Below are 17107 nucleotides of genomic sequence, written 5' to 3' on the forward strand. Positions count from 1 at the left end.
GTGATTACGCCGCTCCCACATCCGCGGGCCGGTCGATGTGAACGAGGTCGCCGACGCGCAGCGTGCCCGGGCGGCGGACCGTCGCGTAGGCGCCGACGCAGGTCAGCCTGCCGAGGTCGGACACCTGGATCCGGTTTCGCCGCGCCGCGGTGCGGATCACGGACGGGTCGGCGGGCAGGTCGCCGTGGGCCAGGGTGGGCACGACACAGCGGGGCGTGGGGACGACGGCCTCGATCTCGGCGTCTCCGATGGTGATCCTGCTCCCTGGCCAGTGGTTCTCCGCGAAGGGTTCACCGCCGACCATCCGCACGACGATGTTGGGGCGGAATCGACGGTGGTCGGCCTGGAGGGCTTCGAGCGTGGCCGTCGTGACGACGTGGACCGGGGCGAAGTCGACGAACGTCCGTCTTGGCAGGATGTTTCGGGTCATTTCGCCCGCGCCGGGCTCGGTCTCGGGCGTGAGCCGTTCGAGGGTGGCGTTGGGCGGCACCTCGCCGATGAGGTCGACCCTTTCGGACATTTCCGAAAGGGTCACCGTGCCGTCCTCTTCGTAGCGCGCGCTGTGCCGCAGCAGCCAGCCCCATTTCCGGGGGTTCTTGGCGCTCGCCACCAGGCCCGTCTCGCGGTCCACCAGCGCATACCGCCGGTCGCCCACGAGCCCGTCGGTCGCCAGCGCCACCTCGGACAGCTCCTCGCCCAGCATCGACTTCACCGGATACCGCCCCAGCCACACGATCTCGCCCACGGGTACATCCTGCCGGTACAACTGACGCATGCGGTACACCCCACGCGAGGTCGTCGACAAGACCGGCTTCACCCTCGACACCCTGCGGTACTACGAACGGATCGGCCTGCTCGACGACATCGACCGCAACTCGGGCGGCCAGCGGGTCTTCTCCGACGACGACATCGCGTGGCTGGAGATCCTGCGCTGCCTGCGCGACACGGGCATGCCGATCGCCCGCATGCTGCGCTACGCCGAGCTGGCGCGGGGCGGCGACGCCACCTTCGCCGAGCGCGCCGAGCTGCTCGAGGAGCACGACCGCGAGATCGAGGCGAAGATCGCGGCCCTGCGCGACGAACAGCTCCGCATTCGCCACAAGATCCAGTGGTACCACGACAACATGGTTTGACCTGGAGCGCGCTCCAGCCTCTACGTTCGTCCCCATGCGAACCGTTCCACTGGGCACCACGGGCGAGCAGGTCAGCGCACTCGCCCTGGGCTGCATGCTGATGGGCACGAGCACCGACGAGCCCGAGTCGTTCACGATGCTGGACCGATACCTGGGAGCGGGCGGCACGTTCCTGGACACGGCCGACTGCTACGCCTGGTGGCCGGGCGACGCCTTTGCCGGCGGCGAGAGCGAGCGGTTGCTGGGCCGCTGGTTCGCCCGCTCGGGCCGCCGCGACGACGTGTTCCTGGCCACGAAGGGCAGCGCCTGGGTGGCCGATCCAGCGGCGGCCCGCTCGGGTCGGGTGCCGGCCCCGACCCAGTATGCGGGCGCGGGCGGCGACACCCTCCGCCACGCGCTGGACGCCAGCCTCCGCCGCCTGGGCGTCGACCATGTCGACCTCTACTACGTCCACGTGGACGACCTGGCAACGCCGCTGGAGGAGACGCTGTCGGCCCTGGCGGGCCTGGTGACGTCCGGCAAGGCCCGCTACCTGGGCTGGTCCAACGTCCAGACGTGGCGCCTGGAAAGGATCCGCCAGCTCTGCCGGGCGAACGGCTGGCCGGCCCCGGTAGCACTCCAGCAGGAACACTCCTACCTGCGCAAACACCCGGGCGCGCGGTCGGTGTCGGTGGTGGACGGCGAGCAGCTGCGCTACCTGCGGGCCCACGAGGACCTGACGTTGGTCGCGTACTCCCCGATCCTGAAGGGCGTCTACGACGGCCGCGACCACCACGTGCTGGACTCGTATCGCGGCGCCGACTCCGACGCCCGCCTGGCGGCGATCTCCAAGCTGGCCGGCGACCTGGGCGTGACGGGCAGCGAGCTGGCGTTGGCCTGGCTGCTGCATCAGCGCGAGCCGGCACGGGTCGCCTTGATCGGCCCGCGGACGCTGGAGCAGTACGACTCGTCGATGTCCGCGTTGGACCTCAAGCTGGACGCGTCGATCCTGGCCGAGCTGGACGCGGCCGGCGCCTAGAGACCCCGCAACCACTCCATCGCCGCGGCGTCCGCCCCTTCGAACTCCTCACCTCCCCGGCAGCCCACGTAGCTCGCGACCGCCTGGTGGACCAGACTCGGGTCGCCGGCCGCCGACACCGCGGCGGCAAGTTCCGAGGGGCGGACCTGCGACCAGGCAAGCTCGCCGTAGACGGCCAGCTGCGACAGGACCGTCGGCAGCAGGACCGGCAGTTCCAGCAGCCCGGCGACCATCGACGGCACCGCCACCGCGTCATTGACCCGGTCCCGGTTCGCCGCGACCGAGGTGCCCAACTCGGCGATCATCTCCGCGACCTCCGGACGGTCCGGCGATTGCAGGGCCACCTGGTAGGCGAAGAGCGCCTGATCGGGCGAGGCGAAGTGACGGCCGAGGTCCGGGTGCCGCTCCAGCAGCGCCGGAACGCGCAAGGCGAGCACGGCGAGCATCGGTTGCGCGGCGGGGAGCATGCCCGAGTCGGTGACGAGCCTGATCAGCCGGTCGAGCAGGGGCCGGCCCATGTCCTCGCCGTCGCGGACCAGGCACAGGCCCAGCAGGCGGGCGGTCGCCTCGGGCAGCGGGGTGTCCGCCCGGTCGGCCCACCACTCGTACATCCGCTCGTCGTACGGCATCATGCGACCGAGCTGCGCGGCGGGCCACCGCTCGATCATCAGGTCGAGGAGCCGCACATGCTGCGCCAGAGGCGCACCGACGAACCGAGGTCGTCCAGCATGGCGATGTCGATGCCGCGCGCGTCGCACAGGGCGGCGAGCACCAGCAGGTTCGCGGTGTAGGCGGCCAGACGGTTGACGGCGTCGAAGGGCGTCGGGCGGTACGGGCCGTCCTCGATCTTCTTCCTGGCCCCGCGGAACAGGTCGAGCAGCGCCGCCCGCAGCCCGGCCCGGGTATCGGCCGGTAGGCGGTCCAGGAGCATGATGAGGAACGGCGTGACCTGCTCGCCGTTCGTCAACGGCTGGTGGGACAGCAGGGCCCGCAGGGCGGTGTCGTCGATCCCGGTGCCGTATGCGCGCCGGCGGGACCGGCGCCAGTCGTCGGCCAGCTCCTCCAGCAGCTCGACGGTGTGCTCGGCGACGAGGTACTCGGCGAAGGTCGCGCCGACCTCGACGCGCTGCGGCCCCTGGCGGAGCGCCCCGCACCGCGGCCCGGCGAGCGCGGCCCGTCGATCTCGGCCAGGGCGTCGAAGTACGACGAGATCACCAGCACCGTGTGCGCGGCCTCGATCAGCTCGTAGTGGCGCTTGCCCCGCGCGGCCCTGATCCTTGCCGGGGCCGCGCCCACCAGGTCGCGCAGCAACGCGTTGGCCTCGCCCTTCGCGTCGAACAAGGCCAGCGCGCCCGGGACGAACGGGGCAGCCAGCAGCAGCGCGCCGCCCGCCAGGCGGCTCAGGACCGCGGTGTGGTCGGTGCCGCCCGTCAGGACGCGGACGGCCTCGGCGTAGCTCAGTCGGGAACGGGCCACGCACGCACCGTACTCGACCGAATCTAAGCACCGCGCTGGCGGAACTGGAGGCCGAGGTCGCCGCAGTTCCGGCGGCTGTGGCTGGGCCGGATGTGCTCGATGTTCGGCGGCCAGATCGCGCTGGTCGGTGTGCCGTCACCCGGCAACCTCGCCGGCGATCGCGTTCAGGGACGCCAGGGCGGGCTCCGGCAGTACCAGCTGAAGCGCTGCGACGTTCTCCCGCAGGTGGGGCACGGAGGACGTGCCCGGGATGAGGGCCATCGTCGGGGAGCGCTGGAGCAGCCAGGCCAGGGCGACCTGCTGCGGGGTGGCGGCGAGTTCGGCGGCGACCCGGGACAGGGTCTCGGACTGCAGCGGCGAGAAGCCGCCCAGCGGGAAGAAGGCGGCGAACGCGATGCCCTCCGCCGCGCAGCGGTCGACGAGGGCGTCGTCCTGGCGGTTGGCCAGGTTGTAGAGGTTCTGCACGGTGACCACCGGGGCGATCTTCTGCGCCTCGGTGAGCTGCGCGCCGGTCACGCCGCTCAGGCCGAGGTGCCGGATCAGGCCCCGGTCGCGCAGCTCGGCCAGCGCCTCGAACTGCGCGCCGATCGGCTCGTCGACGGTGCTCTCGGCGGCGCCGACGCGCAGGTTGACCACGTCCAGGACGTCGAGGCCGAGGTGCTCCAGGTTGTCGTGCACCTGGGCCTGGAGGTCGGCCGGCTCCAGCGAGGGGATCCAGGCGGCGTCCGCGCCGCGGCGGGCGCCGACCTTGGTGACGATGCGCAGGTCGGCCGGGTAGGGGCTGAGGGCCTCCCGGATCAGCTCGTTGACGACGGCCGGGCCGTAGAAGTCGCTGGTGTCGAGGTGGGTGATACCGAGGGCGACGGCCTCCCGCAGCACGGCGAGCGCCTGGTCGCGGTCCTTCGGCGGGCCGAAGACGCGCGGGCCGGCGAGCTGCATGGCCCCGTAGCCCATGCGAGTGATGGTGAGATCCTCGGCGAGGGTCAGCGTCGTGTCCATGGCCTCAACGGTCCACGCCGAGCCGGGCTCGGAGTCGCCCCGGTCGCCGAACCCGCCGGGTTCGCTCGCGGTTTCGCCTCTTTCGTGACTTCGGGCGGCTCGGCCGTTTTCATGATTTCGGGCGGCTCAGCTGCGCGGCCAGGGTGCCGTCGTCGCGGCGGCGGTGCCACAGGGACGCCACGCGGGCCTCGAACGCCGGGCCGAGGCGCGCCAGCCGGTCGTGCAGCGGGGCCTGGAGCTGCTCCTTCGTCAGGCGGAACGTGTCGGCCGGGATCTCCCGCGCGAGCCGGACCGCCGTGGCCACGGCGGTGTCGAGGAGGGCATCCGGCGGTACCACGGTGTCGATGAAGCCGTGGGAGTGCTCGGGCTCGAACGTGTCGCCGCTCAGGATCGCGTCGTGCGAGCCGAGCGCGTGCCGGACGATCTCCAGCGCGGCCGGCGGGAACGGCACGCCGACCAGCAGCTCGGTCACGCCGATGCGGCCGCCACCGGCCGCCATCAGGCGGTGGTCGCAGGCGCAGGCCAGGACGGCGCCGCCGGCGATCGCGTGACCGTTGACCGCCGCCACGACCGGCTTGCCGGTGGTGAGGACGGCCTGGAACGCCCTGGTCAGGGCCGGGAGCAGGGCGTCGACGTAGTCCGGCGGCCCGTCGATGACCCGGCGCAGGTCGACCCCGGCCGAGAAGACGCCGCCGGCGCCGGTCAGCACGACCGCCCGGGCGTCGCCGCCATCGAGTTCGGTGAAGGTCTCGGTGATCGCGTCGAGAAGCTCCAGGTCGAGGGCGTTGACCTTGCCGTGCGCGAGGCGGACCACGGCGACGCCGCCGGCTTCCGTGAGTTCGATCACGACCGACACCCTACCCCTGAGCTGCCGGTATGGTAGGCACCCGTGCTCACCGCGACCAAGATCGAGCGGCGGCTGTCGCTCGTCCCGCTCGGCGTCATGTTCTTCTTCGTCGGGCTCTCCGCCGCGGTCGTCGGCCCGTTCCTGTCGCTGTTCCTGAGCACGGCCGTCCACGCCGGCCCCGCCCTCGTCGCCGCGTTCCTCATCATCGGCCCCGTCAGTGCGGTCGTGTCGTCGACGGTCATCGGCCGCCTGTCGGACAAGCGCCCGATCCGCCGCCGCCTGCTGCTCGTCGCGGCGGCGGCCGGCTGCGCCGGCTCGGTGGTGACGGCATTCGTCCGCGACTACTGGGTGCTCGTGGCGGTGGCCGTCACCCTCACCGCGGTCAGCGGCTCGCTGTTCCCGCAGTCGTTCGCCTACGCCCGCGAGGTGCTCCAGCAGAACGGCTCCACCCGTGCGGCCATGGCGATCAGCACGCTGCGGATGCTGTTCTCGATCGCCTGGGTCGCCGGCCCTCCGGTGGCGGCGGTCCTGCTGGAGGTGGGCAGCTTCCGCGTCCTGTACCTCACCGCCGCCGCGATGTATGTCCTGGCCGGCGCCGTAGCGCTGGTCTGGCTGAGGGACACGCCCCCGCCGCAGCCCCACCCCGACGCGGACGTCCCTCCACCACTGCCGTCGGCGTCCCGCTTCACGGTGCTGCGGGTCGTAGCCGCCCTGACCGTGCTCCAGAGCGCAGGCGTCCTGGGCGTCCAGGCCATGTCATTGTTCGTGAGCCACGTCCTGCACGCCGACGTCAGCACCGCCGGCCTCGTCCTGGGCTGGTGCGCGGCCCTGGAGATCCCACTCATGCTGGCCTTCGGCGCCCTGTCCTCGAAGTGGTCCCTCCGCGCCCTGATGGCCTTCGGCGCCGCACTGGGCGTTGTCTACTACGCTCTGGTCACGGGCTCGCAGAGCACCTGGCAGGTGATGGCCCTGCAGCTGCTGAACGCCTGCTTCATCTCGGCGGTGGGCGGCCTGGGCATCTCGTACGTCCAGGAGCTCCTCCCCTCGGAGCCGGGCCGCGCGGCAACCTTGGCGGGCAACGCGTTCCCGGTCGCGTCGATCCTGGCCGGCCCGCTGCTGGGGGTGGCACAGCACTTCGGCTACCGCTGGGCGTACGCGGCCGGCGCCGGCCTCTGCCTCGTCGGCCTCGCGTTGCTGCTGAGCACGCACGGCCCGCGGCGCGCTCCCGCCTGACCGCCCGGGTTCACACTTGGCTGACCGGCCGGTTCGATCCTCGCTCGCCCACGGGCTCCGACCTGGCGCGCCGCTCCGGGCCGGGCCGCCCGCTCCCCGATCGACCGGTCCGGCCCTTCCTCCTGCCCTGTCAGCAAGCGGTCGACGCCCGCGGAACGGCAGGCACCATCTGGCCCGGTTCGCCAAACAGGGGACGGGCAACCGCCAACCCGGGGCCAGCCAAGCCCGAGGCCTGCTGTTCCTGGCCGGAATGTTTGTCCCGGTCAGGAATGTCGTGCCGCAGCACATCATGTCGGCCGGGCGTGGTCTGCGGTGCAAGGACGGCCAGCATCCGGGCGAACGCGCGCCAAGAAACCGACCAGCCGAACGCTTGGGCAATCGAGGACCCGAGCAACCACGACGCCGGCCGGCCGGGGTGACGGCAACGACTCCGGGCCGTGGCGGGCGACCGTCGTCGTCGCCCAGCCGCCCGCCTGACCAGCCCGTCCGGCCCTCGGCAGCCGCACGCTCCCCCGGCCGGGGTGGTAGGCGCTGTCACCCACGGTCTTCGGCGCGACGACAGCCGTGCCCCCGCCCCGACGCGCCCGATGCGACCGCGACCGTCCCTCGGCGGCCCTTTCAGCAGGCTGTCGAGGCCGACGGCAGGGCCGATATGACGCCCGCCGGGACCGTTGACGCCGACGGCGACGGGGACGGCTCCGCCGAGGACGGGGTGGGCGACGGGGACAGGGAGGACTCCGGACCGTAGAGGGCGACCGCCGTCTGCTGGAAGTCGGACGGGCCCGGCGTCAGGCCGGGGACCACCGCCTGGTGGCCGAACACGTCGGTGATCCGCAGCGTCACGGGTGCCGGCACGTCGCCCGACGGGCCCGTCCAGACGTTGTCGCTGCCCCGCTTCAGCGGCGTCCAGCCCGCCGCGGTCTGCAGCTCGACCGACGCCAGGGGGTTGCCGTGGTTGTCGACGACCGCCGTCAGCGACGAGCGGGACGTGCCGCCCTTGAGCTTGACGCGTAAGGGGGCGGTCAGGGCCGGGTCGCGCGCCGTGTCGTAGGTGATCGGGATGATGCCGGCGCTCAGGGCGCCGATGCGGGCGAACGCGGCCTTGCTCAGGTCGATCTTGCCGCGGGGGCAGGACGGGCACTGGTCGACGACCTGGACCTGGACCGTGGTGCCGTTCGGGCCGGTGACGCTGAGGTAGGAGCCGCAGGCGGTGCCCCCGGCATACTCGGCCGGGCCGATCGCGACGTAGGAGTCCGTGGACGGGGCGCCGAGGTTGCACATGCCGTTGCGGTTGGTGCTGTAATACGACGCCTTGCCCGTGATCGGGGCGGCGCAGGCCGCGTTGCCCCCCACCTGCGTCACGATGACGACGGTCAGCACGGCGGCCAGCAGCACGCCGGCGGAGGGGACGGCCCAGCGAAGGTGGCGACGCATGACGGCATCCTAGGTGCCCGCCCCGACAATATTGTTGATCATGCGATGTGGTGCCGGGACACTCCGAGAAGGCCCGAATTGTCCGCGGCGCCACCAACCACAAGAGCGAGTCAGGCCTGGTCGGACAAGGGCCAGCCGCCGGCCGCCAACCGCGCCGACACCCGGGCCACGTCCTCGTCGGACGGCTCCTGCAGTACCGCATCGTTGATCATCTGCTCGATGTCCTCGACGGTGATCGGCTCGTCCCTGAGGACCGAGCGGCCGGCCAACGCCTCGGCGATGGCGTGCACCTCGACGTCCGTGAGCTTGCGGCGCAGCAGGCCGAACAGGGCCACGTAGTCCTGGCGCGGCACGCCGGCCGGGTACCCGGCGCGCAACCAGTCCACGACGCGGGTCAGAAAACCGGCCTCCACGAGCGCCTCACTTGTCCGCGATGGTCGGGTAGATGTGCCCGAAGCTCAGCGTCTTGCCGAGGCCCGACGCGACGATGTAGGTGATGCCCAGCGCGACACCGAGCAGCACCACGGCGAAGCACAGCCAGCCGAGGAGGGTGAAGACCGGGCGACCGATCGTGCCGGGAACGCCGGACGCGCCGGCACCGAAGGCCAGCGAGCGCACGCCGAGGGCGAACAGCGTCGGCAGGCCGGCGCCGAGGATCAGGCTGGCGGCCAGGACCTTCCAGGCCTCTTCCAGGGCGAATCCGAAATTGTGCATGCGAGCCGTCCTCCTCAGCGGGCCGCTCTGGCGAAGGAGTCTTCCCACGCTTCGTTGACGTTGGTGTGGTCGACCGGCTTGTGGCGCGAGCGCAGGTACATGTACCCGGCCAGCAGCAACAGGATCACGAAGACGACGAACGCGCCGGCGAGCCCGCCGACGACGTGCCCGAGCCACCACATGACGCCACCCACGACGGCGGCCGCGGGCAGCGTGGTCAGCCAGGCGATCACCATGCGGCCGGCGACCGCCCAGCGGACCAGCGCACCCCGCTTGCCGACGCCGGTGCCGAGGATCGAGCCGGTGACCACGTGCGTCGTCGAGAGCGCGAACCCGAGGTGGCTCGAGACGAGGATGACGGCGGCGGAGCCGGACTCGGCCGCCATGCCCTGCGGCGGGGCGATCTCGACGAGGCCCTTGCCCATGGTACGGATGATGCGCCAACCGCCGAGGTAGGTGCCTATCGCGATGGAGAGGGCGCAGGCGACCTTCACCCACAACGGGATGCTCCTGGTGTCGGTCCAGTCGCCGGTCGCGATCAGCGCGAGGGTGATCACGCCCATCGTCTTCTGGGCGTCGTTGGTGCCGTGGGCGAGCGAGACCAGCGAGGCGCTGCCGATCTGGCCCCAGCGGAAGCCGTTGTCGGTGAACTGCTGCGCGACGCCGACGGTGACCCGGTAGATGAGCCAGGTGCCGACCGTGGCGACGATGCCGGCGATGATCGGCGACATGACCGCCGGCAGGAGAACCTTGCCGACGAGGCCGTCGAGCTGGGTGCCGTCGCCGTTCCAGTTCACGCCGGACCAGCCCAGACCCGCGATGGTCGCGCCGAGCAGGCCGCCGAAGAGGGCGTGCGAGGAGCTGGACGGCAGGCCCAGCAGCCAGGTCAGCAGGTTCCAGACGATGCCGCCGACCAGCCCGGCGAGGACGATGAGCAGGAGGTCGAGGCCACCGTTGCCGAGCAGCTCCTGCTTGGGTGTCCCGTTCGAGTTCTGGATCTTCACGACCGCGTTGGTCACGGTGAGGGCGACCTCGACCGAGAGGAACGCGCCGACGAGATTCAGGATGCCGGACAGCAGCACGGCGACCCTGGGCCGTAGCGCGCGGGTCGCGATGGAGGTGGCCATCGCGTTCGCGGTGTCGTGGAACCCGTTCGTGAAGTCGAATCCGAGAGCCGTCACGATCACCAAGACCAGAATTACCGTGGTCTCCGTCACCAACCGATCCTCACGCCAAAGCGTCGGACGCGAGACCGGAACCGGAACTGTTCCGCTCCGGTTTCCCGGCCGTTCAGGCCCCGAATGCCGGGATCGGAAAGACCACAATCCATGCCATGCGCGAACCGATCTTGGCCGTCGACTTCGGTACGACGACGACCGCGGCGATCCGCTGAGGATCACCGGATGAGCGGGGTGGGGACAGCCGTAGCGCGAAACCACCGGCAGACCGGATCGATGTAGGTCTTGCCGCGCCTTAGCGTGCGGTACATGAGAAATCTCAAGCGCATCGTCCTCTGTGGACTGTTGCTCGCGGGCGGGCTCGGGTTAAGCGCCGCCGGGGCCGGCGGCGCCGCGGCCGCGCGGGAGGGCCGTGGTGACGTGGTGGCCGTGCAGCGGCTGCGTCCGCTCGACACCGCCGAGGCGGCTCGGGCGGAGCTCGCCGGGGCCGAGTTCGACACCGGCACCGTCAGGTTCGGCGTCGACATGTTCCAGATCGTGTACCGCACGGTCGACCCCACCGGGAAGCCGACGATCGCCAGCGGGCTGCTCGCGTTGCCCCGGTCGGGCGAGCGGCAGCTGCGGGTGGTGTCGTACGCGCACGGCACCGAGCTGAACCGCACCGACGCGCCGTCGATGTGGCGCGACGGCTGGTCGGTGGGGCCGGCGATCACGTACGCCTCGGCGGGGTTCGCCGCCGTGGCGCCCGACTACCTGGGCATGGGTCTCGGCCCGGGCCCGCACCCGTACCTGCACCTGCCGTCGGAGACCACCGCCTCCGTCGACCTGCTGCGGGCGGCCAGAGCGGTCGCGGTGGAGCAGGGCCGCGCGCTGCGGCGCGAGGTGTACGTCACCGGCTTCTCGCAGGGCGGCAGCGCGGCGACGGCGCTGGGCAAGGCGCTGCAGTCGGGCGCCGACGATTGGTTCCGGCTCGGTGCCCTGGCCCCGGTCTCCGGCGCCTACGACCTGCGCAACGTCGAGCTCAAGGCCCTCCTGACCACGGTGGAGTGGCCGTACAACCTCGGCTACCTCGGCTACCTGGCGACCGCCTGGAGCCGCCTGCACGACCTGCCGACCTTCTTCGACCCGAAGTACGCCGGCCGCGTCGAGTCCCTCTACGACGGCGTGCACACCGGCCAGGACCTGGGCGAGACGCTGCCCGGGTCACCCGCGGAGCTGTTCTCGCAGGAGGGCCTGGCCCTGCTCGGGACGCCGAGCGGCCGGTTCGCGGCGGCGCTCGCCGAGCACGACGCCTCCTGCACCGGATACCGGTCCCCCGTGCCCACGCGGTTGTTCGCGGCCCGCACGGACGAGCAGGTTCCGGTGGCCAATTCGGAGCATTGTGCCGCGGTACTGCGGGCGCCCGTCGTCGACACCGGCACCCAGGAGTACCAGGGCTCGGTCCACCTCGGCTCGAACATCGCCGGCACCGCGCAGGCGGTCCGTTGGTTCCTGCAGCTCAGCTAGCGTGATTCGTGATGGGGCTGCGGGTTTCGCGGCCTCGCCGTAAGATCGACGGACCGGGGCGGCTCTCCGAGGTGCTTCCTTCTCTCCCTCTCTGCAAAAGATGTAGCGCCTCGACTCTCCGCCCCGGCCACTCCCTTTCCCCTTGCTCCGGGTGGACGACTTCTCCATGGACGCGCTCGCCACGCTCCTGCTGCGCCGCGCCGACGCGGTGGGCCTCCCACCGGCCGCGCCGCGGCCGCCCGCCGACGGTGACGCCTGGGTCACGGCGCTGGAGGCCGACCTGGCGAGACAGGGCTGGCTCCTCGACGCCGGGCTGCGGGCCCGGTTCGCGGCGCTCGACCCGGCCGTCCGGCTGCGCTGGGCCGACTGGGTGCAGGCTGTTGCCGACGAGCTCGTCGGGGCCGACCGCGACCACGTGCCGCTGTTCCGCCGGTTCCCGGACACGCCGAGGGACCCCGTCCAGGAGTATGTCGAACGGCTCCTCGCCTGCCTCTTCCAGGACCAGACCGAGGTCTGCCTGCGCTGCGGCCGGACCGGGCACGTCCGCCCCGTCGATCCCTGCGGCCACCTGGCCTGCACCCGGTGCTACGCCCCGGACCGCTACGCGGGCTGCCCGATCTGCGGCCGGCGCACCACCGGCGACGGCTGGCTGCCGCCGCCCTCCGCGGAGGCGCCCGCGCCGGCCGGTCAGCCGTTGCGGCTGCGCCGCCTGACCCTCGACGACGACCCGGCCGCCACCGCCGTCCGCGTGCGCGACGAGCTGGTCGCGCGCACCGCCGCCCTGTCCGGCACCGACCGCGCCGACCTGCGCCTGCTGGTGAACGCCACCGCGCCGGGCCGCCTCGACTGGCTGCCGGCGGAGGTGCCGTCCCGCGAGACCCTCGCCGTGGTCATCGCCTCGGCGCTCGAGGCGTCCCTCGCCACCGGTTCGGCGGCGGCACTGGACGAGGCCGTCGCCCGGTGGGGCACCGCGACCGACGCGGCCCGCACGCTGTGGACGCTCTCCGGGGGCGACCCCGGCCTCGTCCGGCCGGCGAAGCGGCGCCCCAGCCCCGCCGACGCCCGCCGTCCGGCCGGCGAGCGGGTCGTGACCGTGCCGGCCCCGCGGGTCGGACCCCTGCCCCGCCCGGTGCGCCGGGCCGTGCTCGGGTTCCTCGACGGGCTCGACCCGGCGACCGCCGCCGAGGACGTGCGGCGGCACCCGGCGGTGTGGAAGCGCCTGGCCGAGCGGCTCCACCCGTTCGAGCGCGTCGCCGCCGCCCCGTCGGCCGCCGTCGTCTTCGCCGCGCTGCGCGGCACCCGCACCCCGGCCGGCAGCGCCCTCGGCCGGGCGATCGCCGCCGCCCACGAGCGGCAGCCCGACCGGCTCCTGCGCACCGACCACCCCGACGGCACGGTGTCGGTCCGCGTGCGCACCTTCGCGTCCTCCGTCGAGGAGGCCACCGCGGCCGGCGACCCGGCGACCGCCGCGGCCCTGCTCATGCGGCGCCCGGGCGAGCTGTGGCGGCGCCTCGACCACCTGCTGCGGCTGGCCGTGGACGACCCGGACGCGCAGCGGATCGTGCTGGACGCGGCCCGCGAGACCGCGCCGCGGGTCTCCCCCAACGTCCTGGCCGTGGCGGCCGCCGCGGTCGGCACGCGCGCCACGAGCGCCCCGGCCAACGTGGTCGTCGCGGCGGGTCAAGCCGCCGGACCAGCGCTCGGCGCGGCGGCGGCCGCTGATCAGAGCGTCGAGTCCCGGCTGCGGGCGGCGCTGCTCGCCCGGCGGGTCGGCATCCGGCGCGGGCCCGGCCACCCGAGTACCGCGTCGAAGCACGGCCCCGATCCCGGCACCCCGCGGCGGACCTTCTTCCCGAAGGGCGACGTCGTGCGCACCTGGACCATGCCCGAGCTGCGCGGCCCGCTCCCGCCCGCGGTGGTCGCCGAGGTCCGGGCCTGCGTCGACGAGGAGCTGGCCGGCCGCGCCGCCGGGGGCGGACGCTTCGACCTCGCCGTCCTCGACGCCGAGCTGGCCCGGGTGCCGGCGCCGATGCGCGAGCGGGTCTCCGCGGAGCAGCTGGCGGGGTGGCCGCGGGGCAGCGTCCGCACGCTCGACGACGGCGTGGACGTGGTGCGCCTGTTCGCGCACTGGACGGACACGACCGACCGGGTCGACCTCGACCTGTCGTGCGCGTTCTACACCGCCGACTGGACCCAGGCCGGGCACTGCGACTACGCCAACCTGCGCTTCGGCGAGGCCGCGATCCACTCGGGCGACCTGACGTCGGCGCCGCCGCCGCTGGGTGCGACCGAGTATCTGGACCTGCACCGCTCCCTGCTGCTGGCGGCCGGCGTGGCCTGGGCGGTGCCGGTGGTGCTGAGCTACAACGACGTCCCCTTCGAGGTCCTCGACGCCGCCTTCGCCGGGTTCGCCCTGCCGGTGCCGGGCGGCGCGCAGTTCGACGCGGCCCGCGTCATGCAGCGGTTCACCCTCCGCGGCGACGCCCGGGCGCTCGTCCCGTTCGTCCTCGACGTGCGCTCCGGCGAGGTGATGTGGGTCGAGGCGGTGCTGTCCGTGGAGGGCTACGGGCACGACGTCGCGGAGCACGGCCCGCGCATCGGCAAGACGGCCGCCGACCTGTGGGATCACTTCACCGGCGGCGTCCGGGCCACGGTCCTGGACTTGGCCGCCTGGCACGCGGCGGCCCGCGCCGGCCGGATCGAGGTGGCGCACGCCGACGGCACCCGCACCGCCGTCCCGGTCACGACCCCGCCGGCGACGGTCGCTGCCGTCCGTTCGGCGGCCTCCGCCCGCGGTTCCGCGACCTCCTCGGCGACAGGCCGGGCGCTCGGGCGGGTGCTCGCGGCCGTCGCCGACGTCGACCGGCTCCCCGCCGCCGAGGACGTGGCCGAGGGCTCCGTCGCGCTCGTCGTCGACGACCGTCCGCCGGCGCCGTGGACCGCGGTCACGGCCGCCGACCTGATGGCCGGGCTGACGCCAGCGTGAGGAAGTTCGCCGCGAGCTGTCGAATACATGCGGGGCCGATCGTCGGGTAGGTGGAGGTTCCACCCAGCCTGGAGGTCACACATGGCACTGCCCGACATCGTCGACCGCGCGGCGTGGCTCGCCGCCCGGATGGCGCTGCTCGACCAGGAGAAGGAGATCACCCGGCGGATCGACGCGATCAATTCGGAGCGGCGGCGGCTGCCGATGGTGCGGGTCGACACGCCGTATGCGCTGCGCGGGCCCGCGGGTGACGCCACCCTCGCCGACCTGTTCGAGGGGCGCCGCCAGCTCATCGTCCAGCACGTGATGTTCGCGCCGACCTGGGACGCGGCCTGCCCGGCGTGCACGGCGAGCGTGGACGAGGTTTCGCCCGCGGTACTGCGGCATCTGGCGAACCGGGAAACCACGTTCGCGCTCGTGTCGCGGGCGCCCTATGCGAAGCTCGCCGAGTACGGGCGGGGTCGCGGGTGGACGATCCCGTGGTACAGCTCGCACGGGACGTCCTTCAACTTCGACTTCGACGTCAGCTTCGACCCCGCCGTGAAGGAGCCGGTGTACAACTACCGGCCGCTGCTCATGGCCGACACGCCGGAGCTGTCGGGGATGAGCTGCTTCCTGCGCGAGGGCGACGCGGTGTTCCACACGTACTCGACGTACGCGCGCGGCACCGACCACAAGGGCGGCGCCTACGGCTTCCTCGACCTGACCGCCCTCGGCCGGCAGGAGGCGTGGGAGGAGCCGAAGGACCGGGTGGAAAACCCGCACGGCGCGGTGCCCGACTTCAGCTAGGGTGCCGTGGATGGAATGGGAACCCTGGCCGCCCGGTGAGGTGGCGCGGCGGCTCGCTGGGGTGCGGTCGCCGTGGTACGTCGCGGGCGGCTGGGCCCTCGACCTGTGGCTCGGCGCGGAGACCCGCCCGCACGAGGACATCGAGATCGGCATCCCGGCGGGCGGCTTCCCCGAGTTCCGCGCGGCGCTGCGCGAGTACGAGTTCCGGGTGGCCGGCGACGGGCAGCTGTGGCCGGTCGACGGCCCGGCGTTCGAGGCCCATCACCAGACCTGGGTGAGCGACCCGGCCACCGGCCGCTTCCACCTCGACATCTTCCGCGAGCCGCACGACGGCGACGTCTGGATCTGCCGCCGCGACGCGTCCATCCGCCGCCCGTACCGGGAGATCGTGCGGCACACCGCCGCCGGCGTTCCGTACCTGGTGCCGGAGCTCGTCCTGCTCTTCAAGGCCAAGGCGACCCGCCCCAAGGACGAGCAGGACTTCACGGCCGCCCTCCCGCACCTCGACCCGGGCCGCCGCGCGTGGCTCTACGCGGCGCTCACCCAGGTCCACCCGGACCACGCCTGGCTGACGCGGATCGAGCTCTAGCCCTTCAGGAAGTCGGCGATGACGTCGGCGATGTGCCGGGCGCCGCGGCTGTTCTGGTGGATCGACCTCCACGACCTCCAGCAGAGCGCACGAGCCGAGGCGCCCGTCCACCGCGACCCGGCCTGGGCGGACGCCGAGACACGCGGACGTGCTAGCCGACGGAGCGGGTGGGCCAGGTCGTGGGGTCGTCGAGGTTGGAGGAGATCTCCAGGTGGGTGGCCAGATACGTGGCTCCCGGGTCGGTGAGGGCCTCGGCGTCGTCGGGGTTCACGACGCAGATGAAGAGCTCCACCGGGCCGAATGCGGTGAACCAGAGGCCCTTCGGCGAGGTGGTGCGCCACTCGGCGGGCCAGCCGGCGACCGTGCGGTTGGGATGGAAGGTGGCGTCGTCGCTCGGGTTGGCCGTCCGGCGTTCGCTGGTCCAGATGAGGACCAGGGCGCCGCCGGGTTGTTCGACCGTGAGGCCGGAGTGGATCCAGCGGAGTTGGCCGGCGGCGGGGGCGCGGCGGACGCGGGTCTGGCATTCGACCCAGCGGTTGCCGGGCGGCAGGTCGGTGAGGCGGAGGGGCATCACGCAGCGTAAGGCGCGGTCCAGGCGGATCGAGTCGGCGACGCGCAGCGCGAAGTCGGCGGTGTTGACGCTGGCCAGGAGCATGGCGTGCACGCCCGGGCGCGGCTCCCAGCGGATCTCGAAGGCGCGGGCGCTGTCGTAGAAACCCTCGCGCAGGATCGCCGGCTCACCGCGCACCGTGGTCGAGGCCTCGGCGCCGTGGTCGTCGCCGGCGGCGCGGTCCAGGATGGCCTCGTCCGTGGCCAGGTAGAAGGTGACCCACCAGCGGTCGTCGCCGGCGTAGACGGTGGCCTTCTCGTAGCCCTCCGACGACGAGACCCACTCGGTGGCCGTCGCTTTGTCGAGCACACCGTAGTCGAGGGCGAAGTGCACGATCGACGGGTCGGTGCCGACCTCGCCGCCGCCCGCGGCGACCGGGAGGCCGGCGTCGCCGACGCCGGGCGCCGGCAGTCGCACCATGGCGAAGAGCGCGACCAGCACGGCCGCCACCCCGGCGGCGCCGACCGCGCGGCGCCGGCGGCGGATCGTGTGGGCGCGGCGGATCGCGGCCCCGCCCAGGGCATCGGTCGATATCCGCCGGTCGGCCCGCGCGGTGAGCGTCGCGGTGACCCGCGACTCCAGGTCGGTCATGTGT

The 17107-nt window shown here is 73.0% G+C and carries 18 protein-coding genes; 7 read left to right on the forward strand and 11 right to left on the reverse strand.

Going from position 1 to position 17107, the window contains the following annotated elements; translation table 11 throughout:
* Nucleotides 1–4: 4 nt before the first annotated feature.
* The gene (locus tag IEZ31_RS33335) at nt 5–775 is read right to left on the reverse strand and encodes an MOSC domain-containing protein (protein ID WP_190254022.1); all 771 of its coding nucleotides are present in this window, start codon (nt 773–775) and stop codon (nt 5–7) included.
* Here IEZ31_RS33335 and IEZ31_RS33340 point away from each other — a divergent pair.
* Together IEZ31_RS33340 and IEZ31_RS33345 are read left to right on the forward strand one after the other, a co-directional pair.
* Nucleotides 774–1133 (forward strand): MerR family transcriptional regulator, encoded by a 360-nt coding sequence (locus tag IEZ31_RS33340; RefSeq protein WP_190254023.1) that lies wholly within the window; start codon nt 774–776, stop codon nt 1131–1133. The two genes, IEZ31_RS33335 and IEZ31_RS33340, sit on opposite strands and share 2 nt — an antisense overlap.
* A gap of 34 nt (nt 1134–1167) precedes the next feature.
* On the forward strand, nt 1168–2151 hold the full coding sequence (locus IEZ31_RS33345; RefSeq protein ID WP_190254024.1) for an aldo/keto reductase: 984 nt from the start codon (nt 1168–1170) through the stop codon (nt 2149–2151).
* On the opposite strand, the gene IEZ31_RS33350 is transcribed toward IEZ31_RS33345, so the two are convergent.
* The 5 genes from IEZ31_RS33350 to IEZ31_RS33370 all read right to left on the reverse strand — a co-directional run bounded on the left by IEZ31_RS33350 (nt 2148) and on the right by IEZ31_RS33370 (nt 5473).
* Nucleotides 2148–2819, reverse strand: a complete 672-nt coding sequence (locus IEZ31_RS33350) for a hypothetical protein (protein ID WP_190254025.1) — start codon at nt 2817–2819, stop codon at nt 2148–2150. The two genes, IEZ31_RS33345 and IEZ31_RS33350, sit on opposite strands and share 4 nt — an antisense overlap.
* Entirely contained in the window at nt 2819–3118 is a 300-nt protein-coding gene (locus IEZ31_RS33355; RefSeq protein WP_190254026.1) for a hypothetical protein, read from the reverse strand. Before IEZ31_RS33355 ends, IEZ31_RS33350 begins: the two co-directional genes overlap by 1 nt.
* Complete coding sequence (locus IEZ31_RS33360) at nt 3115–3627, reverse strand: NACHT N-terminal helical domain 7-containing protein (protein WP_190254027.1); 513 nt, start codon at nt 3625–3627, stop codon at nt 3115–3117. The genes IEZ31_RS33355 and IEZ31_RS33360 overlap by 4 nt, the downstream gene beginning before the upstream one ends.
* A 135-nt stretch (nt 3628–3762) precedes the next feature.
* Entirely contained in the window at nt 3763–4626 is an 864-nt protein-coding gene (locus IEZ31_RS33365) for an oxidoreductase (protein WP_190254028.1), read from the reverse strand.
* Nucleotides 4627–4735: 109 nt separating this feature from the next.
* Nucleotides 4736–5473 carry an enoyl-CoA hydratase/isomerase family protein gene (locus IEZ31_RS33370; protein ID WP_190254029.1) on the reverse strand — a complete coding sequence of 246 codons (738 nt, stop codon included), beginning with the start codon at nt 5471–5473 and terminating at the stop codon, nt 4736–4738.
* 42 nt (nt 5474–5515) lie between these two features.
* Between IEZ31_RS33370 and IEZ31_RS33375 the strand changes: the two genes are divergently transcribed.
* Complete coding sequence (locus IEZ31_RS33375; protein WP_229836060.1) at nt 5516–6706, forward strand: sugar efflux transporter; 1191 nt, start codon at nt 5516–5518, stop codon at nt 6704–6706.
* Between the two features lie 618 nt (nt 6707–7324).
* On the opposite strand, the gene IEZ31_RS33380 is transcribed toward IEZ31_RS33375, so the two are convergent.
* From IEZ31_RS33380 to IEZ31_RS33395, 4 genes are all read right to left on the reverse strand, one after another.
* Nucleotides 7325–8140 carry an expansin EXLX1 family cellulose-binding protein gene (locus IEZ31_RS33380; protein WP_190254030.1) on the reverse strand — a complete coding sequence of 272 codons (816 nt, stop codon included), beginning with the start codon at nt 8138–8140 and terminating at the stop codon, nt 7325–7327.
* A 110-nt stretch (nt 8141–8250) separates the two neighbouring features.
* Nucleotides 8251–8553, reverse strand: coding sequence for a DUF3349 domain-containing protein (locus tag IEZ31_RS33385; protein WP_190254031.1), 303 nt, complete (start codon nt 8551–8553; stop codon nt 8251–8253).
* Nucleotides 8554–8560: 7 nt separating this feature from the next.
* Nucleotides 8561–8854: a hypothetical protein gene (locus IEZ31_RS33390; RefSeq protein WP_190254032.1), complete on the reverse strand. Its 294-nt coding sequence runs from the start codon at nt 8852–8854 to the stop codon at nt 8561–8563.
* Nucleotides 8855–8868: 14 nt separating this feature from the next.
* On the reverse strand, nt 8869–10071 hold the full coding sequence (locus tag IEZ31_RS33395; RefSeq protein WP_190254033.1) for an inorganic phosphate transporter: 1203 nt from the start codon (nt 10069–10071) through the stop codon (nt 8869–8871).
* A 270-nt stretch (nt 10072–10341) separates the two neighbouring features.
* Between IEZ31_RS33395 and IEZ31_RS33400 the strand changes: the two genes are divergently transcribed.
* From IEZ31_RS33400 to IEZ31_RS33415, 4 genes are all read left to right on the forward strand, one after another.
* Nucleotides 10342–11538, forward strand: coding sequence for an alpha/beta hydrolase family protein (locus tag IEZ31_RS33400; RefSeq protein WP_229836061.1), 1197 nt, complete (start codon nt 10342–10344; stop codon nt 11536–11538).
* Between the two features lie 151 nt (nt 11539–11689).
* Nucleotides 11690–14524, forward strand: a complete 2835-nt coding sequence (locus tag IEZ31_RS33405; protein WP_190254034.1) for an MXAN_6230/SCO0854 family RING domain-containing protein — start codon at nt 11690–11692, stop codon at nt 14522–14524.
* Between the two features lie 81 nt (nt 14525–14605).
* On the forward strand, nt 14606–15313 hold the full coding sequence (locus IEZ31_RS33410) for a DUF899 domain-containing protein (protein WP_190254035.1): 708 nt from the start codon (nt 14606–14608) through the stop codon (nt 15311–15313).
* Nucleotides 15314–15323: 10 nt separating this feature from the next.
* A complete protein-coding gene (locus IEZ31_RS33415; protein WP_190254036.1) occupies nt 15324–15902 on the forward strand; it encodes a nucleotidyltransferase domain-containing protein in 579 nt (192 codons plus the stop codon).
* Between the two features lie 151 nt (nt 15903–16053).
* Here IEZ31_RS33415 and IEZ31_RS33420 read toward each other — a convergent pair whose 3' ends face one another.
* The gene (locus IEZ31_RS33420) at nt 16054–17103 is read right to left on the reverse strand and encodes a hypothetical protein (protein WP_190254037.1); all 1050 of its coding nucleotides are present in this window, start codon (nt 17101–17103) and stop codon (nt 16054–16056) included.
* Nucleotides 17104–17107: the final 4 nt, after the last annotated feature.

The organism is Dactylosporangium sucinum, assembly GCF_014647515.1.
Lineage (GTDB): Bacteria > Actinomycetota > Actinomycetes > Mycobacteriales > Micromonosporaceae > Dactylosporangium > Dactylosporangium sucinum.